The sequence below is a fragment of the Jejuibacter sp. L23 genome (assembly GCF_050815825.1).
In the GTDB taxonomy this organism is placed as follows: domain Bacteria; phylum Pseudomonadota; class Gammaproteobacteria; order Enterobacterales; family Enterobacteriaceae; genus Jejubacter; species Jejubacter calystegiae.
In genome coordinates, this window is sequence record NZ_CP138199.1 from 819,545 (window position 1) to 840,551 (window position 21,007).

Annotated in this window: 18 protein-coding genes; 12 read left to right on the plus strand and 6 right to left on the minus strand. The window is 56.1% G+C overall.

Annotated features, from left to right (window positions below; all coding sequences use genetic code 11):
* Positions 1-16 precede the first annotated feature (16 nt).
* Positions 17-280, minus strand: coding sequence for a 30S ribosomal protein S20 (gene rpsT / locus SCU88_RS03825; protein WP_138095694.1), 264 nt, complete (start codon positions 278-280; stop codon positions 17-19).
* 329 nt (positions 281-609) lie between these two features.
* Here rpsT and ribF point away from each other — a divergent pair, with 329 nt between their 5' ends.
* The 8 genes from ribF to SCU88_RS03865 all read left to right on the plus strand — a co-directional run bounded on the left by ribF (position 610) and on the right by SCU88_RS03865 (position 9,460).
* Positions 610-1,548 (plus strand): bifunctional riboflavin kinase/FAD synthetase, encoded by a 939-nt coding sequence (gene ribF / locus SCU88_RS03830; RefSeq protein ID WP_175340339.1) that lies wholly within the window; start codon positions 610-612, stop codon positions 1,546-1,548.
* Between the two features lie 60 nt (positions 1,549-1,608).
* Complete coding sequence (ileS, locus tag SCU88_RS03835; protein ID WP_175340338.1) at positions 1,609-4,425, plus strand: isoleucine--tRNA ligase; 2,817 nt, start codon at positions 1,609-1,611, stop codon at positions 4,423-4,425.
* A complete protein-coding gene (lspA, locus tag SCU88_RS03840; RefSeq protein WP_175340337.1) occupies positions 4,425-4,940 on the plus strand; it encodes a signal peptidase II in 516 nt (171 codons plus the stop codon). The genes ileS and lspA overlap by 1 nt, the downstream gene beginning before the upstream one ends.
* Positions 4,940-5,410: an FKBP-type peptidyl-prolyl cis-trans isomerase gene (gene fkpB / locus SCU88_RS03845; RefSeq protein WP_175340336.1), complete on the plus strand. Its 471-nt coding sequence runs from the start codon at positions 4,940-4,942 to the stop codon at positions 5,408-5,410. Before lspA ends, fkpB begins: the two co-directional genes overlap by 1 nt.
* A complete protein-coding gene (gene ispH / locus SCU88_RS03850; protein ID WP_138095699.1) occupies positions 5,391-6,338 on the plus strand; it encodes a 4-hydroxy-3-methylbut-2-enyl diphosphate reductase in 948 nt (315 codons plus the stop codon). Before fkpB ends, ispH begins: the two co-directional genes overlap by 20 nt.
* A gap of 105 nt (positions 6,339-6,443) precedes the next feature.
* The gene (gene rihC / locus SCU88_RS03855; protein ID WP_175340335.1) at positions 6,444-7,361 is read left to right on the plus strand and encodes a ribonucleoside hydrolase RihC; all 918 of its coding nucleotides are present in this window, start codon (positions 6,444-6,446) and stop codon (positions 7,359-7,361) included.
* A gap of 6 nt (positions 7,362-7,367) precedes the next feature.
* Entirely contained in the window at positions 7,368-8,609 is a 1,242-nt protein-coding gene (locus SCU88_RS03860; RefSeq protein WP_175340334.1) for an XAC2610-related protein, read from the plus strand.
* Between the two features lie 68 nt (positions 8,610-8,677).
* Entirely contained in the window at positions 8,678-9,460 is a 783-nt protein-coding gene (locus SCU88_RS03865; protein WP_175340333.1) for a glucose-6-phosphate isomerase family protein, read from the plus strand.
* A 39-nt stretch (positions 9,461-9,499) separates the two neighbouring features.
* Here the strand turns inward: SCU88_RS03865 and SCU88_RS03870 are convergent, their stop codons facing one another.
* From SCU88_RS03870 to SCU88_RS03890, 5 genes are read right to left on the minus strand one after another with little or no spacing between them, the layout of a single operon-like run.
* The gene (locus SCU88_RS03870; protein ID WP_175340332.1) at positions 9,500-10,318 is read right to left on the minus strand and encodes a PTS system mannose/fructose/sorbose family transporter subunit IID; all 819 of its coding nucleotides are present in this window, start codon (positions 10,316-10,318) and stop codon (positions 9,500-9,502) included.
* Positions 10,318-11,115, minus strand: a complete 798-nt coding sequence (locus SCU88_RS03875) for a PTS sugar transporter subunit IIC (protein ID WP_175340434.1) — start codon at positions 11,113-11,115, stop codon at positions 10,318-10,320. Before SCU88_RS03875 ends, SCU88_RS03870 begins: the two co-directional genes overlap by 1 nt.
* A gap of 10 nt (positions 11,116-11,125) precedes the next feature.
* Positions 11,126-11,620 (minus strand): PTS sugar transporter subunit IIB, encoded by a 495-nt coding sequence (locus tag SCU88_RS03880; RefSeq protein WP_175340331.1) that lies wholly within the window; start codon positions 11,618-11,620, stop codon positions 11,126-11,128.
* An 11-nt stretch (positions 11,621-11,631) separates the two neighbouring features.
* Complete coding sequence (locus tag SCU88_RS03885) at positions 11,632-12,057, minus strand: PTS fructose transporter subunit IIA (protein WP_175340330.1); 426 nt, start codon at positions 12,055-12,057, stop codon at positions 11,632-11,634.
* Positions 12,058-12,061: 4 nt separating this feature from the next.
* On the minus strand, positions 12,062-13,807 hold the full coding sequence (locus SCU88_RS03890) for a class I mannose-6-phosphate isomerase (RefSeq protein ID WP_175340329.1): 1,746 nt from the start codon (positions 13,805-13,807) through the stop codon (positions 12,062-12,064).
* Positions 13,808-13,994: 187 nt separating this feature from the next.
* On the opposite strand from SCU88_RS03890, the gene SCU88_RS03895 reads away from it, so the two are divergent.
* From SCU88_RS03895 to carB, 4 genes are all read left to right on the plus strand, one after another.
* Complete coding sequence (locus tag SCU88_RS03895) at positions 13,995-15,017, plus strand: substrate-binding domain-containing protein (protein WP_175340328.1); 1,023 nt, start codon at positions 13,995-13,997, stop codon at positions 15,015-15,017.
* A gap of 145 nt (positions 15,018-15,162) precedes the next feature.
* On the plus strand, positions 15,163-15,984 hold the full coding sequence (gene dapB, locus SCU88_RS03900) for a 4-hydroxy-tetrahydrodipicolinate reductase (RefSeq protein ID WP_175340327.1): 822 nt from the start codon (positions 15,163-15,165) through the stop codon (positions 15,982-15,984).
* 448 nt (positions 15,985-16,432) lie between these two features.
* The gene (gene carA, locus SCU88_RS03905; RefSeq protein ID WP_175340326.1) at positions 16,433-17,581 is read left to right on the plus strand and encodes a glutamine-hydrolyzing carbamoyl-phosphate synthase small subunit; all 1,149 of its coding nucleotides are present in this window, start codon (positions 16,433-16,435) and stop codon (positions 17,579-17,581) included.
* A gap of 18 nt (positions 17,582-17,599) precedes the next feature.
* On the plus strand, positions 17,600-20,824 hold the full coding sequence (gene carB, locus SCU88_RS03910; RefSeq protein ID WP_175340325.1) for a carbamoyl-phosphate synthase large subunit: 3,225 nt from the start codon (positions 17,600-17,602) through the stop codon (positions 20,822-20,824).
* The last annotated feature ends 183 nt before the right edge of the window (positions 20,825-21,007 follow it).

Consider the following 21,007-nt stretch of genomic DNA (forward strand, 5'->3'; position numbering starts at 1 on the left):
ACAGCGAAGAAGGCGATTAGGCCATCTTGCTGATCTGCGCGACCAGGTTAGACTTATGACGCGCTGCTTTGTTTTTGTGGATCAGACCCTTACCGGCCTGACGATCCACGATCGGTTGCATTTCGTTAAATGCTTTCTGAGCAGCTTCTTTGTCGCCTGCTGCAATCGCCGCGTATACCTTCTTGATGTAGGTACGCATCATGGAGCGACGGCTAGCGTTGTGCTTGCGGCGCTTCTCAGACTGTACGGCGCGTTTCTTAGCTGATTTGATATTAGCCAAGGTCCAACTCCCAAATAATCATATGTGGACAATTCAAAGGCCGAGGAATATGCCCGTTTAGCCTTCTTTTGTCAATGGATTTGTGCAAATAAGCGCCGTTAAAGCAAGCGGCACCGGTTACGTAATGATGGCGCAAGATTCTACCAGCTTGCCGCGCGTGAATACAGTCTTTCAGCGACAAAATTGACGCGTCTCGCGGCAAGCTGGTGCGGGGGGCCGTCAACAGAGGAAAAATCATTGCCGCTTTATGCTATAACGAACCATTCGCCGGTTAATTTTAACGGCTGTACAAGGTATAATCCGCCGATTTCCACTGTTTTGAGCCTGTCATGAAGCTGATACGCGGCATACATAATATCAACGCCAGCCATCACGGTTGCGTGTTGACCATTGGTAATTTTGACGGCGTGCATCGTGGTCATCAGTCCCTGCTACAGGGGCTGGTCGAAGAGGGGCGTCGTCGCCAGTTGCCGGTGATTGTGATGATCTTTGAGCCCCAGCCCCTTGAGCTGTTTGCAGGCAATGAAGCTCCTGCGCGCCTGACGCGTCTGCGGGAAAAAGTGCGTTACCTTGCTGAATGCGGCGTGGACTACGTTCTCTGCGTGCGTTTCGATCGTCGATTCGCGGCGTTGACTGCCGAAAGCTTCGTGAAAGAGCTGTTGGTCGGTAGTCTGGGAGTTCGCTACCTGGCAGTGGGGGATGATTTCCGCTTTGGCGCTGGTCGCAAGGGCGATTTCTTATTATTACAGAAAGCCGGACAAGAGTACGGTTTTAACGTCGTCAGCACCCATACCTTCTGCGAAGGCGGCGTGCGTATCAGCAGTACCGCGGTGCGTCAGGCGCTGGCGAATGATGATTTAACGCTGGTGGAAAGCCTGTTGGGACGCCCATTTTCTATTTCCGGGCGCGTGGTGCATGGCGATGAGCTGGGGCGCACTATCGGTTTTCCTACGGCGAACCTGCCGCTGCGTCGCCAGGTGTCGCCGGTCAAAGGCGTTTATGCCGTCGAGGTACTGGGCGCCGCAGAAACGCCGCTATTCGGCGTTGCCAATATCGGCACCCGCCCTACGGTAGAAGGGACACGCCAGCAGCTGGAGGTCCATCTGCTGGACGTTACACTGGATCTGTACGGGCGACATATTGAAGTAATTATGCGTAGCAAAATCCGCAACGAGCAGCGTTTTACTTCGCTGGATGCGTTGAAAGCGCAGATCGCCAGAGACGAGATGACGGCCCGGGAATTCTTCGGGCTGGCGCTGCCGCAATAATTGCCGCGCCTGGCATCTGATAAAGCATTAACCAAACCGAAATACGGAACCGAGAATCTGATGAGTGACTTTAAATCCACCCTGAATTTGCCGGAAACAGGGTTCCCGATGCGCGGCGATCTCGCTAAGCGCGAACCGGGCATGCTGGCGCGTTGGACCGATGACGATCTGTACGGCATCATCCGCAAAGCGAAAAAAGGCAAAAAAACTTTCATTCTTCATGATGGCCCTCCCTACGCGAACGGCAACATTCATATTGGTCACTCGGTTAATAAGATTCTGAAAGACATTATCGTGAAGTCCAAAGGGCTTTCCGGTTACGACTCCCCGTATGTTCCGGGTTGGGACTGCCACGGCTTGCCTATCGAACTGAAGGTTGAACAGCTGATCGGCAAACCAGGTGAGAAAGTGTCTGCCGCTGAGTTCCGTGCCGCCTGCCGCAAGTATGCCGCCGAACAGGTGGAAGGCCAGCGTAAGGACTTTATCCGCCTGGGGGTTCTGGGCGACTGGAGTCATCCCTATCTGACCATGGACTTCAAAACCGAAGCCAACATCATTCGCGCGTTGGGTAAGATCATCGGTAACGGCCATCTGCACAAAGGGGCCAAGCCGGTACACTGGTGTGTGGACTGCCGTTCGGCGCTGGCCGAAGCCGAGGTGGAGTACTACGACAAAACCTCGCCGTCTATCTACGTGGCCTTCCAGGCGACCGATGCCGCTGCGGTTACCGCGAAATTTGGCGTGAACGAGGTAAAGGGGCCGGTTTCTCTGGTGATCTGGACCACCACGCCCTGGACGCTGCCCGCCGACCGCGCAATCTCCCTGCACCCGGAGTTTGAATATGCGCTGGTCCAGGCGGAAGGTCAGGCGATGATTCTGGCGAAAGATCTGGTAGAAAGCGTGATGCAGAGCGCTGGCATTGAAGGCTGGCAGATCCTGGGCACTGCAAAAGGTGCCGATCTGGAACTGATGCGCTTTAAGCACCCGTTCCTGGACTTCGACGTTCCGGCCATTATGGGCGACCACGTGACGCTGGATGCCGGTACTGGTGCGGTACACACCGCAGGCGGCCACGGCCCGGACGACTACACCATCAGTCAGAAATACGGTCTGGAAATCGCCAATCCGGTTGGTCCGGACGGCTGCTTCCTGCCGGGTACTTACCCGACGCTGGATGGGCTGCAGGTCTTTAAAGCCAACGACACCATCGTTGAGCTGCTGCGCGAAAAGGGCGCGCTGCTGCACGTGGAAAAACTGCTGCACAGCTATCCGCACTGCTGGCGTCATAAAACGCCGATCATCTTCCGCGCCACGCCGCAGTGGTTTGTCAGCATGGATCAGAACGGGTTGCGCAAAAAATCCCTGGAAGAGATCAAGGGCGTTCAGTGGATCCCAGACTGGGGTCAGGCACGTATCGAATCTATGGTCGCTAACCGCCCGGACTGGTGTATCTCCCGCCAGCGTACCTGGGGCGTACCGATGTCGCTGTTCGTGCATAAAGAGACCGAAGAGCTGCATCCGCGCACTCAGGAGCTGATGGAAGAGGTGGCGAAGCGCGTAGAAGTGGACGGCATTCAGGCCTGGTGGGATCTCGATCCCCGCGACATCATGGGCGATGACGCTGATAACTACGTGAAAGTGCCGGATACCCTGGACGTCTGGTTTGACTCCGGATCCACCCACGCTTCCGTGGTGGATGTGCGTCCGGAATTCGCCGGTCACGCTGCCGATATGTATCTGGAAGGCTCCGACCAGCACCGCGGTTGGTTCATGTCTTCGCTGATGATCTCGACCGCGATGAAGGGCAAAGCGCCTTATCGTCAGGTACTGACGCACGGCTTCACCGTAGATGGGCAGGGGCGCAAGATGTCCAAGTCCATCGGCAACACTGTCAGCCCGCAGGATGTGATGAACAAACTGGGCGCCGATATTCTGCGCCTGTGGGTGGCTTCCACCGATTACACCGGCGAAATGGCGGTTTCCGACGAAATTCTGAAGCGCGCAGCCGACAGCTATCGTCGTATCCGTAACACCGCTCGCTTCCTGCTGGCCAACCTGAACGGTTTCGATCCCGCGAAGGATATGGTGAAACCGGAAGAGATGGTGGTGCTGGATCGCTGGGCGGTGGGTTGTGCCCGCGCGGCTCAGGCCGATATCCTCAAAGCTTATGAAGCGTACGACTTCCATGAAGTGGTACAGCGCCTGATGCGTTTCTGCTCTATCGAGATGGGCTCTTTCTATCTGGATATCATTAAGGATCGCCAGTACACCGCGAAGGCGGACAGTGTCGCGCGCCGCAGCTGCCAGACGGCGCTTTATCATATCGTTGAAGCGCTGGTGCGCTGGATGGCGCCGATCCTTTCCTTCACGGCTGATGAGCTGTGGGGCCATCTGCCGGGCGCCCGCGATAAGTACGTGTTCACCGGTGAATGGTACGAAGGGCTGTTTACGCTTTCGGAAAACGAGCCGATGAACGACGCCTTCTGGGCCGACCTGCTGCAGGTGCGCGGCGAGGTGAACAAGGTCATTGAGCAGGCCCGTGCCGACAAGCGCGTGGGCGGTTCGCTGGAAGCGGCGGTCACGCTGTATGCTGAACCGGAACTGGCCACGAAGCTGCGTTCCCTTGGCGAAGAACTGCGATTTGTCCTGTTGACCTCCGGCGCTGAAGTCGCGGATTATGCCGCAGCGGGCGAAGAAGCCACGCAGAGCGAACTAATTAAGGGCCTGAAAGTGGGTCTGAGTAAAGCCATCGGCGAGAAGTGCCCGCGTTGCTGGCACTACACGACCGATATTGGCAAGGTGGCGGACCACGCAGAGATCTGCGGACGCTGTGTCAGCAACGTCGCCGGCGACGGTGAACAACGTAAGTTTGCCTGATGAGTAAACCAATACTTTCAACGGGACTGCGCTGGCTGTGGCTGGCGCTCCTGGTTCTGGTCGTGGATCTGGGCGTCAAACAGTGGGTAATGGATAATTTCCAGCTGTTTGAAACCCGGCCGCTGATTCCGTTTCTGAACCTGCACTACGCCCACAACCCGGGCGCGGCATTCAGCTTCCTGGCGGATAAAGGGGGCTGGCAGCGCTGGTTCTTTGCCGGCATCGCTATTGGTATTGCCGTGGTGCTGCTGGCGCTGATGTACCGCTCTGCAGCCAGCCAGAAGCTCAACAATATCGCCTATGCTTTAATTATTGGCGGGGCGTTGGGCAACCTGTTTGACCGCATGGTGCATGGCTTTGTGGTCGATATGATCGACTTCTATGTCGGCGACTGGCATTTTGCCACCTTTAACATTGCCGATATGGCGATCTGTATCGGCGCCGCACTCATCGTGCTGGAAAGTTTTATTGCTCCTTCCGATAAGAAGAAGGCGGCCAACAACAAGGGGAGCTAATGGCGGACTCTGTACAAAGCGACAGCGCAGTGCTGGTGCACTTTACGCTGAAGCTGGATGATGGCTCTACGGCGGAGTCGACCCAGGCGAACGGTAAACCGGCGCTGTTTCAGATGGGCGATGGTTCCCTTTCCGAAGGGCTGGAGCGTCATCTTCTGGGCCTGAAACCAGGGGCTAAACATGCGTTTTCGCTGCAACCGGAAGAGGCGTTTGGCGTCCCCAGTCCGGATCTGATTCAGTATTTTTCCCGGCGCGAGTTTATCGATGCCGGGGAGCCGGAAACCGGCACCATTATGCTCTTTACCGCAATGGACGGCAGCGAGATGCCTGGCGTGATTCAGGAGGTGAGCGGAGACTCCATTACCGTGGACTTCAACCACCCTCTTGCCGGGCGCACCATCCATTTTGATATCGAGGTGCTGGAAATCGATCCGGCGCTGGAGGGGCAACATGCGGATTCTGCTGGCTAATCCCCGGGGCTTCTGTGCCGGAGTCGACAGGGCTATCAGCATCGTAGAGAACGCGCTGGCGATTTACGGCGCGCCGGTGTACGTGCGTCACGAAGTGGTGCATAACCGCTACGTGGTGGATGACCTGCGCGAGCGCGGCGCTATCTTTATTGAAGAGATTAGCGAAGTGCCGGACGGCGCTATCCTTATCTTTTCGGCCCATGGCGTTTCCCAGGCGGTACGCAACGAAGCGAAGAGCCGCGATCTGACCATCTTTGATGCCACCTGCCCGTTGGTGACCAAGGTCCATATGGAAGTGGCGCGCGCCAGCCGTCGCGGTGAAGAGTCGATTTTGATCGGCCACGCCGGTCATCCGGAAGTGGAAGGCACCATGGGGCAGTACAGTAACCCGAAAGGGGGCATGTACCTGGTGGAATCACCGGATGATGTCTGGACGCTTGAGATCAAAGACGAAGGCAAGCTGTCGTTTATGACCCAGACCACGCTGTCGGTGGATGACACTTCCGAAGTGATCGATGCGCTGCGTGAGCGATTCCCGAAGATTGTCGGACCGCGTAAGGACGATATCTGCTACGCCACCACCAACCGTCAGCAGGCGGTGCGCGAACTGGCGAGTCAGGCCGATGCCGTGTTAGTGGTGGGATCGAAGAATTCCTCTAACTCTAATCGCCTGGCGGAACTGGCCAGACGCATGGGGAAACCGGCATGGCTGATCGACGATGCCGACGACATTCAGGACGCCTGGCTGGCCGGTATTGAGTGCGTGGGCGTTACTGCTGGCGCTTCAGCGCCGGATGTGCTGGTACAGAATGTGCTGGCGCGCCTGAAAGCGCTGGGCGGCGGCGATGTGCTTGAGCTGACCGGCCGGGAAGAGAACATCTTCTTCGAAGTGCCGCGCGAGCTGCGGCTGGATGTGCACGAAGCATAATTCAGTGCTGTGATCGGGGCCGCAATCCCGGTTCATGCGCTTCATCCTCAGTATGCGAGAATGCCAGATGGATAAACCGTCTGGCATTTTTTTATGGAGAAGCCGATGAAACGCATCCCGATAATTCTCGATACCGATCCCGGCATCGATGACGCAGTCGCGCTTGCCGCCGCGCTCTTTGAGCCTCAACTGGATCTGCAACTGATCACCACCGTGTCAGGTAATGTCGGGGTGGATAAAACCACCCGTAATGCGCTGCAGTTGACCCATTTCTGGCAGGCGGATGTACCGGTGGCTCGCGGAGCGGCAACGCCGCTGGCGCGCCCGGCGCGTGATGCCGCCGGGGTACATGGCGTATCGGGTATGGAGGGCTACGACTTTGTGGCGCACGATCGCACGCCGCTGGCTGTACCGGCCTTTCAGGCCATCCATGACTGCCTGATGGCAAGCCAGCAGCCGATGACGCTGGTGGCCATCGGGCCGCTGACCAATATCGCGCTGCTGCTGACCCAGTATCCGGACATCCTGACCAAAATTCACCGTCTGGTCATCATGGGCGGCTCTGCGGGTCGCGGTAACTTTACGCCCAACGCTGAATTTAACATTGCCGTCGATCCCGAAGCGGCCGCCAGGGTCTTTGCCAGCGGTCTGGATATTGTGATGTGCGGACTGGATGTCACCAACCAGGCGATACTGGCGCCGGATTTTCTGGCTCAGCTACCGACAATGAATCGTACCGGCGCCATGCTGCATGCCATCTTTAGCCACTACCGTAGCGGCAGTATGTCCACCGGATTACGCATGCACGATCTGTGTGCCATCGCCGCGCTGGTACAACCGCAGTTGTTTGACCTGCGTGATTGCTTTGTGGCGGTGGAAACCCGGGGCGAATGGACAGCGGGCACCACGGTAGTGGATATTGAAGGGCGACTGGGACAACCCGCTAATGCCCGGGTGGCGCTGGGGCTGGATGTGGACGGTTTTCGGAAGTGGGTGGCTCAGGTGCTTTCTATGGCACCATAAGGCACTATGTGGATAACTCAAAAGGGAAGATATCAGGTGAAGGGAGCGAGCGTTTTTGGTGTGGTGGTTCTTCTGGCGGCACCGATAGTTTGGGGAGCCGGGACCGTGGAGTTTCCGGTGTGGAGTAAAGACTTTCAGGGACAGGTGGCAGGAAAAGACGTCAGGATCAGTCTTGAACGGCGTGGTTCGTTCATTTCTGGCCGCTATTGTTATGCGCCGTGTCGTACGCATACGCGTTATGCCTTGAGTCTGAAAGGAACCATTGACGGTGATGACATAGAACTTGAAGAACATGATGTCAGTCGCGCTGAGATGCCGCTGACAGGGTTCTGGCGGTTGAGACAGGGACAGAATGGCCTGGTGCTGGATGGAAACTGGAATTCGGCCGATCGTTTGCAGCATGCCGAAGTGGCGCTGAAAGAGGTAAAACCGGAAAACGATCCCGGTCTGGAGATTCACCTGGTAGCGGACTCATTACCAGAACGGGAGGCGTCGTCAGGGTGCCTGGACATCCCCCTGGTATCTGCGATTAAACTCTATAAAGACGGACATCTACTGCAGACTCTGGCTACAGAGTCACAGGGAACCTGTGAAATATATCTGCCTGACTGGCAAGATGTAAATTTTGACGGGCGGCCCGATTTGATGCTGGTGCAGTATCTGCCGGCAGGCCCCAATATTCCATACCAGACCTGGCTTAATGACGGGCAGCGATTTATTGATGCCCCACCAGGATTTCAGGAGATCACTGCTCCGGATATCGATGAAAAATACCAGAATATTGTCAGTTTTTGGCGTGGTAGCTGCTGTAGTCACGGGGTGAATGTGTACCGCTGGAAGGGCGATGATGTCATGCTGGTGGAACAGGGCAGTAGCTATATGCAGCCGCTCTGGGTGAAGGGGAAGGCTTACCATTGCTATATCGTGCCCGGTTACAGAAATGGGCATGTGAGCTGGCCGGTGCAGGAGCGCAATGGCAAACTGACGCCGCTTCCCTGGGATGAGGAGATATGTAGCGAGCTGGATAGCAGTGAACATTTATTAACGATGATCCAGAGTGCTACGGATCCGGGCGATGTGCGGATGGAGACATTACGCTGGAAAAAGGTGGTAACGTCAGGAGGAGCGCGCTGGTGTCCGGAGGTGCCGTTTCTCGATGGGGATAAAATTACCCGCAGGGTGTTAAAGCAGTCCGAATATGTGGAAGCCTTATGCCAGAAGCAGGATCCATATAAGGAGGAATCATGACGCAGTTTCGGCCTTAGCCGTAATCAGAGAGCTTACGCTGTTATCACTCTCAGTGAAAGGAGCCTGTCATGGTGGAAACGTGTTATCCCTGGGGACTGAGCGTGGCCGTTCATCACCAGCCTCTGGGTTTTAGCTATGGTGAAAATGTGATTGGACCGGTGCCGGAAGTTCGTCGGCTCGATCAGATCCGTCCATCCCTGAGAGATCCCGACTGCGACGGGCCGGAAGAGGTGTATGCCATCGCGATGGATGTGGCGCAAACCCAGGATCGTGAGGTGCTGGAGCAGCACAGGTTACTGTTCGGTATCGTCACTTATGCGACCGGTCGCCTTGGCGAAGAGCCCATTCGTAGCCAGGGTCATGTTCACTGCATCAGTCGGCATAGCGGCTGGTCACCGCCGGAGCTGTATGAGATCTGGCAGGGGAGAGCGATTATCTACATGCAGGAATATGTCGCGGACGATCCCGGGCGCTGCTTTGCGGTGATGGCCGGACCCGGAGAGAAAGTCCTGGTGCCGCCTGGTTGGGGACATGCCACCATCTCTGCCTGCCCGGAGGAGCCGCTCACCTTTGGCGCGTGGTGCGACCGCGAGTATGGCTTTGACTATGAGGAGGTGAGGGCTCACCGGGGGCTGGCCTGGTATCCGCGACTCCAGGGGCAGGAGATTGTCTGGCAGCATAACGACGCCTGGTTTCCCGGAGAGCTACAGGTCGTGACGCCACGGCAGTATATCGAGTTTGGCATCACTCCTGAACCTGCTTACCCGCAGGTTGTTGCCGATCCTGCCCGCTATCGTTTTATTTCCCACCCAGGAGAAGTTGCCAGTCTGTGGCGCCATTTTCATCCGTAAAAAAAGGGGAGGATGCCTCCCCGTCATGAAAGATGCCGGTTAACCGGCAAAAATTCCGCCTGTGACACCGAGCGCCGCCAGTATCAGCAGTAACACCATGGCTTTTACCGGCGATATACCGCGTTTTGCCATCAGATACCAGGTACCCAGCACGACGATTAGCGGGAGTAGCTGTGGGAAGATGCCGTCCAGCATCTGCTGCACGTGGATGTTCACGCCATCTTTGGTAACGAATTCCAGTCCGGAACCGAGCTTCACGTAACTGGCCGCCACACCGCCCATGACAAAGATCCCCAGAAGCGATAGCGCCTCGCGCAGCCGGGTCGATTGGTGACTGACCAGCATTTCGACCGAGCCGGAGCCCATTTTGTAACCTTTAAGAAACAGAAACCATGAACCGGGAATTGCGATAACCAGCCAGGCGATAATATAAAACAGAGGACCTAAAATACTGCCGCCTGCTGCCAGCGCCATACCGATACTTAGCAGAATAGGAATCAGCATTCCAGGAATCATCGAGTCGCCGATACCGGCTACGGGCCCCATAAGACCGACTTTCAACGTATTAATCATTTCGCTGTCAATGGGTTCGCCGCTGGCTTTTTTCTCTTCCAGCCCCAGCACCATACCGTTAACGATCGCACCCATTTGCGGTTCCGTATTATAAAACGAGGCGTGACGACGCAGCATTTCACTGCGTTGGCCTGGATCCGGATAGAGCTTTTTCGCCACGGGGAGCATGCTCAGACAAAAGCCGAATGATGCCAGGCGCTCAAAGCTCATAGAGGAGAGGTTATACATCATCCACGCCCGCCAGCAGCGGCGCAGATCTTTTCGGGTGAGTGTGCGTTCTTCCATCAGAATTCATCCTCATCATTAGCGGTGGGGGTTGCGCCAGTGGTTTGTGGGGGTTCCGGCTTGTAGTTGTAATGAATGAGCGCCAGCAGTGAACCGACGATCACCAGCGCGACCATATTGAGTTTTAAAAAAACGATACAGACAAAACCCACAAGGAAATAGATCAGCATGGTGTAGCTTTTAATGATCTGTTTGAGCAGGATGGCGATCCCTACGGCAGGAAGAATGCCGCCCAGAACATTCATCGTGGATAATACGGCTTCCGGCAGGCTCTCCATAAAATGGTTGATATACTGTGCGCCGAAATAGACCGCAATAAAGGTGGGAATAAAACGCAGGAAAAGGTTTGTGACCTGTGGCCAGATGGCGCTGTTGAGGTAAATACCGCGCTCGTCGCCTCGTTCGAGCGCCACGTCGGCCCGGTGATTCCAGAAGGAGTTCAGTACCATCATCGCGTTAAACAGGATAGTGCCTGCAATACCAATAGTGGCCGCCAGTGCGACAGCTACTTCCGGTCCTTTGCCTGACAGTACACCCAGTGCGATCGCCGGCCAGGCGACAAAGTTAAGATCGGCAGGCATAGAGCCACCGGGTGTCACCATGGCTATATAGACAGCCTGTACCGCGACCCCGACCATGATGCCGGTTTTGAGATCCCCCAGAATTAACCCAACCAGCATTCCTGAAACCAGCGGTCGGGTAATCAGATACCAGCCGCCTGTCAGGCCGAGTAACCAGGGGCTGCTGAGTGCGCCCAGGTAGCAAAGAGCGCCAATCAGCGCAGCTTCGATAAACATCATCTGCTCCTTATTTTATTTTCTGACGCGCGTCCTGCCAGCTGTAGCAACCAGCATCGGGAACCAGACGAAATTCAATGTGATGGCCGTGCTGCGCCAGCCAGTCAAAGGCGGCAATTTCCTGGTGATTAACCGACTGGTTGGGACCGATCGTGATGGTATCGGCCCTGGCGCTCATGGGGCCGACATTGATTTTACCGTTGGCATTCTTCAGGCTGATTCCTGCCTCTTCGATATGCCGTAGCGTGACGGGGGATTTCCCAATGACGAAATAGCGTTTTTCACTGGCAATGACTTTAGGTAATTTTTCGATCGCGGTGGCGATATCGAATAACCAGACCCGGGTATCCGGAACGGCACCTTTCATCACGGAAGAGAGCAGGGGGTCGGCCGCCACGGCGTCGTCGATAGCGATAATGCCGTCACAGGGGAGCTCTTTAGCCCAGCGAGTCACGAGCTGCCCATGAATGACGCGGTCATCAATACGTACAAAAGAGAGACTCATAACGGGTACCTTTAAAAATCATCTGACTGAACGAATGTGGTCGGAGCCGCTTTAATCAGCGTGGGGAGGGTGAGCTCCAGCAGTTGGGTCGCGGCAAGGTGGACGTCTTTTAGCTGACAGAGTTCTTCACTTTGCAGCAGCATGGGAAAATTCACGCCTGCCACAACGGCGATAGGGGGAACCGCGTCGGAGAAAGCATGCTGGCAGGCGACGTTCCATGGGGTGCCGCTTTGCATATCGCACAGTACCAGGATGCCATCGGCGGTTTGACCACAGGTCTCCAGGGCATGGGCGAAATCCTGCTTAAATCCTTCAATTCCGGACTGTTCGCTGAGTGTGACCGCGGATACATGCGGCAGCTCGCCATAGACCATTTGGCCGCTGGTCAGTAAGGCTTCGGCCAGCGGACCATGCGTGGCGACGATAAAATGAATCATATAACTACCCCCTCACCCAGGCTTTAATAGTGGCAAGTGACTGTCCGGCGCTTGCTCCGTAGGGGGAGATACGATATTTGCCTACGGCGGCCGGAATAATAAATGTTTCGGCGTAGTGCACAACAAAGGGCTCAAAGGCGCCATCAGGGCTATCGACCAGCGCCTGGGCCCCTTCCACCAGGTTTAGAACGTTGACGCCGCCCCGGGTATGATGGATCACTGGTGCGCTGAACCAGTGGCGACGGGTTTCAATAAATTCACGTTCATGTAGCCCGGTACGCTCTTCGCGCCAGCCCGGACCTTCGCCGAGGGTTTCGGTACGGTTGACCAGGTGGTCGTGTACCCACTGGGTGTCGCGCTGCCAGTCGATAACCTGCGCGCCGTGTTCCAGATGGACGGGGCGGGGCAGGCCATCCAGACCCAGTCGACCCCAATCCCACAGCTTGAAGGTGAAAATATAGGGGGTGGCGCTGATTTCGAGCACCATCGTGCCTGCGCCGGAGCAGTGAACGGTGCCTGCCGGGATCAGAAAGTGATCGTGCTTACGGGCCGGAATTTGGTTAATAAAGCGCGAGTCGTCAAAGGGTTGCTCCCCCTGATTGGCGGCTTTCAGACAGTCCAGCATGTCCTGGGGATCCACCCCGGTTTGGGTACCGAGATAAACAACGGCATTCGGCTCTGCATCAAGGATGTAGTAGCTCTCATCCTGGGTATAGTGCATACCGAACTGTTGCTGGATATATTCGGTGAGCGGATGTACCTGAAGGCTCAAATTCTGGCCGCCGATAGTGTCCAGAAAGTCAAAGCGGATCGGGAATTCGGCTCCGAACCGGGCGTGGACTTTCTCTCCCAGAAGCGCACTGGGATACAGTAATACCAGATCCTGCGAAGGGATTTCGATCCGCACCTTGCCAAAGCGCAGCAGCAGGCTGTTTTCTTCGGGTACGCAATCAAAACACCAGGCATAATTGGGCGCGCTGGGATCGAGGTTAAACCGCTGCTTCATCCACTGGCCGCCCCAGATGCCCGGGTCGAAAAAGGGCGCGACGCGAAAGGGGCGGGTAGTGGTGTGTTTCAGCGCTGCGCGTAGCGCATCTCCGCTGACCATGGCGGGGGCATTTTTGATGGTGGTATCAAGCAGGTAATCGCTGCGTCTGAGCAGCGGGGTTTTATGCCTGTCGAATATGCGCCACTCGATAAAAAAGGCGCGTTTGTAACGCCGCAGGATATCCTCATCCTGGTTGACTGCGCCCCAGTTACCCAACCCGTCGTGGCGCATTCGCTGCTGGATCTCCCAGCGCGGCAAATCGGCATAGACCAGGAGATCCCCCGGGTGTGTCAGCGCTGCGCCGGAACCATAGACTACCACCAGGCCTTGCGTGACGGCATCAATCTGCCGACGTAGTTCGGTGAGTTTGTCAGCATCAAAGAACTCATCAAGATGGTGGCAGGAGAGTACGCCGAATACCCGGTCGTCCGTCAGATTACGCGCCAGCAGCTCGTGTAATGTCTGTTTATCATGACGTGCTGATTCGACATTGATAATCAGCGCGGCACCCAGTGATGGCAGCAGGGTCTGCTCCAGCTCCGCAAGCCGCACCCCCGGATAGCAGTCAATAACCAGCACCGTGCGGGAGCGTGTTGCAATGCTGGCATTAAGCTCAGCGCTAATCGTATCCCAGTTCTGCCATGCCTGAGTGTCATAGCCCTGAATGGCAACTTCAGGGAATTTATTGTAGATCGTTGGCATTGTTTATTTCTCCATGTGGCTATAATAAGATTAATCGATTAACCTTATTTTGACAGCATGATTAACGCGATTAACCCGTCATCTTGGAGAGTTTTTGCCGCTGAATGGCATGTATTTGTGAGGGGTGTCACGATTGAAAGGTGATTGTAGATTATTCGATTAACCTCAGTAACCAACAGGAGCAAGAGTGACAACAGTAACGCTGGCACAGGTCGCAGAACGGGCAGGGGTGTCTACTGCGACGGTTTCTATGGTACTGCGCAACCGCGGCCGTATTTCCCAGGCGACGCGTGAGCGAGTGCTTAAGGCGCTGGATGATTCCGGCTACGTTTATAATCAGACTGCTGCAAATTTGCGTAACCGTACCAGCAATCAGGTCGGGCTGTTGCTGCATGATATTACCAACCCTTTTTACGGTGAAATGACGGCTGGCCTGGGACATGAAATGGAACGTCACGATCTGTTGCTGTTCCTTGCCAACAGTGAAGAGTCCTGTGAACGTCAGCAGAAATTTGTCGATTCGCTAATGCGTAACAGTGCCTGTGGCATGGTGCTATGCGCTGCGCGTGAAACGCCGCGGTTATTCTTTGATGCGTTAAAGCACCGGAATGTGCCCACCATTGTGGTGGTTCGACCGTTGAGCGATCCCGATTTTGATTTTGTCGGTACCGACAACTTTTTGGGGACGCAAATGGCGACGACGCATCTATTGAATCTGGGGCACCGGCATATCGCGTTTATTGGCGGTAGCCTGGGCTCGGGAACGCGGGCTCAGCGGATTGGCGGGTTTACCAGCACATTGCTGGAGAACGGTATTTCACCGACGCCGGAGTGGATTGCGACGACCCGGGCGAATCAACTCGATGGGGCCAGAGTGGCGGAAACGCTGCTGTCGCGCTATCCGGAAATTACCGCAGCCGTATGCTATCAGGATATTGTCGCGTTGGGCGTCATGCAGGCGTTGCGTAAAACGGGGCGGGAGCCAGGTCGCGATTTTGCACTGGTTGGCTTTGATGATATCAGCGAAGCGGCGCTGATACAGCCTGCGCTCACCACGGTATCGGTGGCTGCCCGGGAGATTGGTCGTAAGGCCGGGGAGTTGTTGTACAGCCGGATTCAGGGGAATGATGAGCCGCCGAAGCGCATTATTCTGCCTCCCTCGCTGGTGGTGAGGGGCTCTTGCGGGACCCGTCCCGTTCGGGAGAGATAAACGCCGAAGCCCGTTTTTATTTTTTTTACTGATATTCCCGGCGCTTTGTCATATTTTTTTAATGACTGGCGTTTTCAGTGGTCAGGCCTTAACGGGGTGAGTATTCTGAATACGATTTAGCTTATGTTAACCAAAGAGAATATCCATGCATGATGCACAGGTTCGCGTCGCAATAGCCGGCGCCGGGGGACGAATGGGCCGCCAGTTGATTCAGGCGGCGATGCAGGCAGAAGGGGTTATGCTTGGGGCGGCGCTGGAGCGTTCTGGCTCAACGCTTGCAGGAAGCGATGCCGGTGAGCTGGCGGGAGTAGGGCGCTGTGGAGTGACCGTTGCCACCGCTCTGGATGATGTGGTCAATGACTTCGATGTGCTGATCGATTTTACCCGCCCGGAAGGAACGCTGAACCATCTGGCCTTTTGCCGCCAGCACGCTAAAGGCATCGTGATTGGCACGACCGGCTTTGATGATGCCGGAAAGCAGGCCATCCAGGAAGCGGCCAGCACGATACCGGTGGTTTTCGCCGCTAACTTTAGCGTGGGGGTGAATGTGTTGCTGAAGCTGCTGGAAAAAGCCGCAAAGGTGATGGGGAATCACACCGACATTGAAATTATCGAAGCTCACCACCGCCATAAAGTGGATGCTCCGTCTGGTACCGCGCTGGCGATGGGGGAAACTATTGCCGAAGCGCTGGGTAAGGATCTGAAGCAGTGCGCGGTCTGGTCTCGCGAAGGCCATACCGGCGAGCGGGAACCTGGCACTATCGGTTTCGCCACGGTTCGCGCAGGCGATATTGTTGGTGAGCATACGGCGATGTTTGCGGATATTGGTGAGCGCATTGAGATAACTCACAAGGCTTCCAGCCGTATGACATTCGCAAATGGCGCTGTTCGTTCTGCTTTATGGTTAATGACGAAAAAAACTGGCCTTTACGATATGCGTGATGTGCTGGATCTCGATGAGTTGTAATCCGTGTGATGTGGTAATTGCAATCATAACGTGTTGATTGTCAGGGTGATATATTGTCACCCTTTTTATTTATTATATTTGGTGTATTTTTTATCTTAGATTATTAAAAATAATGTCTTTATACGCTAGTATCTCCTCTGTAAGTAAATTTTGACCATTTGGTCCACTTCGTTTAGCTGTGATAGAATACTTTTTTACTTTTCTTCGCCTTAAAGGCCCGTTTTTGGCCTGGTTTTTTGCTTTTTTTGGTTGTTACTCTCCAATTTGCTCATCAGTGACTCAAAATAATAATAAAAGATGGCCTTAAGGCTGGACTTTCCCCCTGCCTCTCTCTAGAATGCCGCCGTTTGTCAAAAATTCGCCGTGTCGTGCGGTAACTGCATTGATTCTCCCCCCGAGGATGAATTACTATGCAGTAAAAGTGACTGTTTATTCCCTGGAGGACGTTTTGATTAAGTCAGCGCTGTTGGTTCTGGAAGACGGAACCCAATTCCACGGTCGGGCCATTGGGGCATTGGGATCGGCCGTGGGAGAGGTCGTTTTCAATACTTCAATGACCGGTTATCAAGAAATCCTCACCGATCCTTCCTATTCTCGCCAGATTGTCACTCTTACTTATCCCCATATCGGTAATGTCGGTACCAACCCGGCCGATGAAGAGTCTTCCCGGGTGCATGCTCAGGGGCTGGTTATTCGCGATCTGCCGATTATCGCCAGCAACTTCCGCAGCCAGGAAGATCTCTCCAGCTATCTGAAGCGCCACAACATTGTGGCCATTGCCGATATCGATACCCGTAAGCTGACGCGGCTGCTAAGCGAGAAGGGCGCCCAGAACGGTTGTATTATTGCCGGTGATAATCCCGATGCCGCCAGCGCGCTGGCGCAGGCACGGGCTTTCCCGGGTCTTAAGGGAATGGACCTGGCGAAAGAAGTCACCTGCGATGCCATCAGTCACTGGCGCCAGGGTAGCTGGACGCTACAGGGCGACCTGCCTGAAGAGCAAAATGAAGAGGCGCTGCCTTACCACGTGGTGGCCTATGACTACGGCGCCAAGCGCAACATCTTGCGCATGCTGGTGGACCGCGGTTGCCGACTGACAGTCGTGCCTGCTCAGACGTCGGCGGAAGAGGTGCTGAAGATGAACCCGGACGGCATCTTCCTTTCCAACGGCCCTGGCGATCCGGAGCCCTGCGACTACGCTATCGACGCCATTACCCGTTTCCTGGAAACCGATATTCCGGTGTTCGGCATCTGTCTGGGTCACCAGTTGCTGGCCCTGGCCAGCGGCGCCCGCACCCTGAAGATGAAATTTGGTCACCACGGTGGTAACCACCCGGTGAAGGACCTGGACAGGGATTGCGTCATGATCACCGCACAGAACCACGGTTTCGCGGTTGATGAAAGCACCCTGCCTGCTCATCTTCGCGCGACTCACCGTTCGCTGTTTGACGGCACCCTGCAGGGCATTCACCGCACCGACAAGCCCGCGTTCAGCTTCCAGGGACACCCTGAAGCGAGCCCCGGCCCGCACGATGCCGCCCCGCTGTTCGACCACTTTATTGAGCTTATTGAGCAACATCGCCACAGCGCGAAATAATCAGGAGCAAGAAAAGCCATGCCAAAACGTACCGATATTAAAAGCATCCTGATTCTTGGCGCCGGCCCGATTGTTATCGGCCAGGCGTGTGAATTCGACTACTCCGGCGCTCAGGCCTGTAAGGCGCTGCGTGAAGAGGGCTACCGGGTCATTCTGGTGAACTCCAACCCGGCCACCATCATGACCGACCCGGATATGGCGGATGCCACCTACATCGAGCCGATCCATTGGGAAGTGGTGCGCAAAATCATCGAAAAAGAGCGTCCGGATGCGGTTCTGCCCACTATGGGTGGTCAGACCGCCCTTAACTGCGCGCTGGAACTGGAGCGCCAGGGGGTGCTGGAAGAGTTCGGTGTCGCGATGATCGGCGCTACTGCGGATGCCATCGATAAGGCGGAAGATCGTCGCCGCTTTGATGTCGCGATGAAGAAAATCGGCCTTGAAACTGCCCGCTCCGGCATTGCGCATACCATGGAAGAAGCGCTGGCCGTCGCTGACGATGTCGGATTCCCCTGTATTATCCGCCCCTCCTTTACCATGGGCGGTACCGGTGGCGGTATCGCGTATAACCGCGAAGAGTTTGAAGAGATTTGCGAGCGCGGTCTGGATCTCTCTCCGACCAATGAGCTGCTGATTGACGAGTCGCTGATTGGCTGGAAAGAGTATGAGATGGAGGTGGTGCGCGACCGCAACGACAACTGCATCATCGTCTGCTCAATTGAAAACTTCGATGCGATGGGGATTCACACCGGTGACTCCATCACCGTGGCTCCGGCTCAGACGCTGACCGACAAAGAGTACCAGATCATGCGTAACGCCTCGATGGCGGTACTGCGTGAGATCGGCGTGGAAACCGGCGGCTCCAACGTTCAGTTTGCGGTGAACCCGAAAACGGGTCGCCTGATCGTGATTGAAATGAACCCGCGCGTATCGCGCTCGTCGGCGCTGGCTTCGAAAGCTACCGGCTTCCCGATTGCTAAAGTGGCGGCCAAGCTGGCGGTGGGTTACACCCTGGATGAACTGATGAACGACATTACCGGCGGTCGTACCCCGGCGTCGTTCGAGCCTTCCATCGACTATGTCGTCACCAAGATCCCGCGCTTCAACTTCGAGAAATTTGCGGGTTCCAACGACCGCCTGACCACTCAGATGAAGTCAGTGGGTGAAGTGATGGCGATTGGTCGCACTCAGCAGGAGTCGCTGCAGAAAGCGCTGCGCGGTCTGGAAGTGGGCGCCACCGGCTTTGACCCGAAAGTCAGCCTGGACGACCCGGAAGCGCTGACCAAAATCCGCCGCGAGCTGAAGGATGCCGGTGCCGAGCGTATCTGGTACATCGCCGATGCTTTCCGCGCCGGGCTCTCTGTGGATGGCGTCTTCAACCTGACCAACATCGACCGCTGGTTCCTGGTGCAGATTGAAGAGCTGGTGCGCCTGGAAGAGCAGGTGGCGGAAGTCGGTATCACCGGCCTGAACCCCACCTTCCTGCGCCAGTTGAAGCGTAAAGGCTTCTCCGATGCGCGACTGGCTGCGCTTTCTGGCGTGCGTGAGGGAGAAATCCGTAAACTGCGCGAGAAGTCTGGCCTGCACCCGGTCTATAAGCGCGTGGATACCTGCGCTGCCGAGTTCGCGACCGACACTGCCTACATGTACTCCACCTGGGAAGAGGAGTGTGAATCACGCCCCAACCCGCAGCGTGACAAGATTATGGTGCTGGGCGGTGGTCCGAACCGCATCGGTCAGGGTATCGAATTTGACTACTGCTGCGTGCACGCCGCGCTGGCGCTGCGCGAAGATGGTTATGAAACCATTATGGTGAACTGTAACCCGGAGACGGTTTCCACCGACTATGACACTTCCGACCGCCTCTACTTCGAGCCGGTAACGCTGGAAGACGTGCTGGAAATCGTCCGCATCGAGCAGCCAAAAGGGGTTATCGTGCAGTATGGCGGCCAGACGCCGCTGAAACTGGCCCGCGATCTGGAAGCCGCCGGCGTTCCGATTATCGGCACCAGCCCGGACGCCATCGACCGTGCGGAAGACCGTGAGCGCTTCCAGCAGGCGGTGGAGAGGCTAAAACTGAAGCAGCCGGCTAACGCTACCGTGACCACTATCGAACAGGCGGTCGAGAAGGCGAAAGAGATTGGCTATCCGCTGGTGGTCCGCCCCTCTTACGTGCTGGGCGGCCGTGCCATGGAAATCGTTTACGACGAAACCGACCTCAAGCGCTACTTTAAAACGGCGGTCAGCGTTTCTAACGATGCGCCGGTCCTGCTGGACCGCTTCCTGGACGACGCGGTTGAAGTCGACGTCGATGCCATCTGCGACGGTGACACGGTGCTGATTGGCGGCATTATGGAGCATATCGAACAGGCTGGCGTGCACTCCGGCGACTCCGCCTGCTCGCTTCCGGCCTACACCCTGAGTCAGGAGATTCAGGATGTGATGCGCGACCAGGTGCGTAAACTGGCCTTCGAACTGCAGGTGCGCGGTCTGATGAACGTCCAGTTTGCAGTGAAGGACAACGAAGTTTATCTGATTGAGGTGAACCCGCGTGCGGCGCGTACCGTGCCTTTCGTCTCCAAGGCAACCGGTGTTCAGTTAGCCAAGGTGGCAGCGCGCGTCATGGCTGGCCAGAGTCTGGTAAGCCAGGGCCACACCGAAGAGGTGATTCCGCCGTACTACTCGGTGAAAGAGGTGGTGCTGCCGTTCAATAAATTCCCGGGTGTCGACCCGCTGCTGGGGCCGGAAATGCGCTCCACCGGTGAGGTCATGGGGGTTGGCCGCTCCTTTGCTGAAGCGTTCGCTAAAGCGATGCTGGGCAGCCAGAGCAAGATGCAGAAAGGGGGCCGCGCCCTGCTTTCGGTACGCGAAGGCGATAAAGAGCGGGTGGTGGATCTGGCGGCCAGACTGATTAAGCACGGCTTTGAGCTGGATGCGACTCACGGCACCGCTATCGTGCTGGGCGAAGCGGGCATCAATCCGCGCCTGGTTAACAAGGTGCACGAAGGTCGCCCGCATATCCAGGATCGCATCAAGAACGGCGAGTACAGCTACATCATCAACACCACGGCGGGACGCCAGGCGATTGAAGATTCACGGGTCATTCGCCGCAGCGCATTGCAGTACAAAGTGCATTACGACACCACCCTGAACGGCGGTTTCGCTACCTCGATGTCGCTGAATGCTGATGCCACCGAGCAGGTTATTTCGGTGCAGGAGATGCACGCGCAGATCGCGAAATAATCGCGCCGCAACAGGTTATCATCCTGACGGCCTCCGCCCTGGCGGGGGCCGTTTTTTATTGATTTACCGGGGAAACTTTTCTTAAGAGTCCTCTGCTTTTCGCGCCCGGCCCCTGTCGGAAGATGATGATTTGGCTATAGTGTATGGACGGAAGAGAAAAACGATCACATTGTCAGGAGAAAA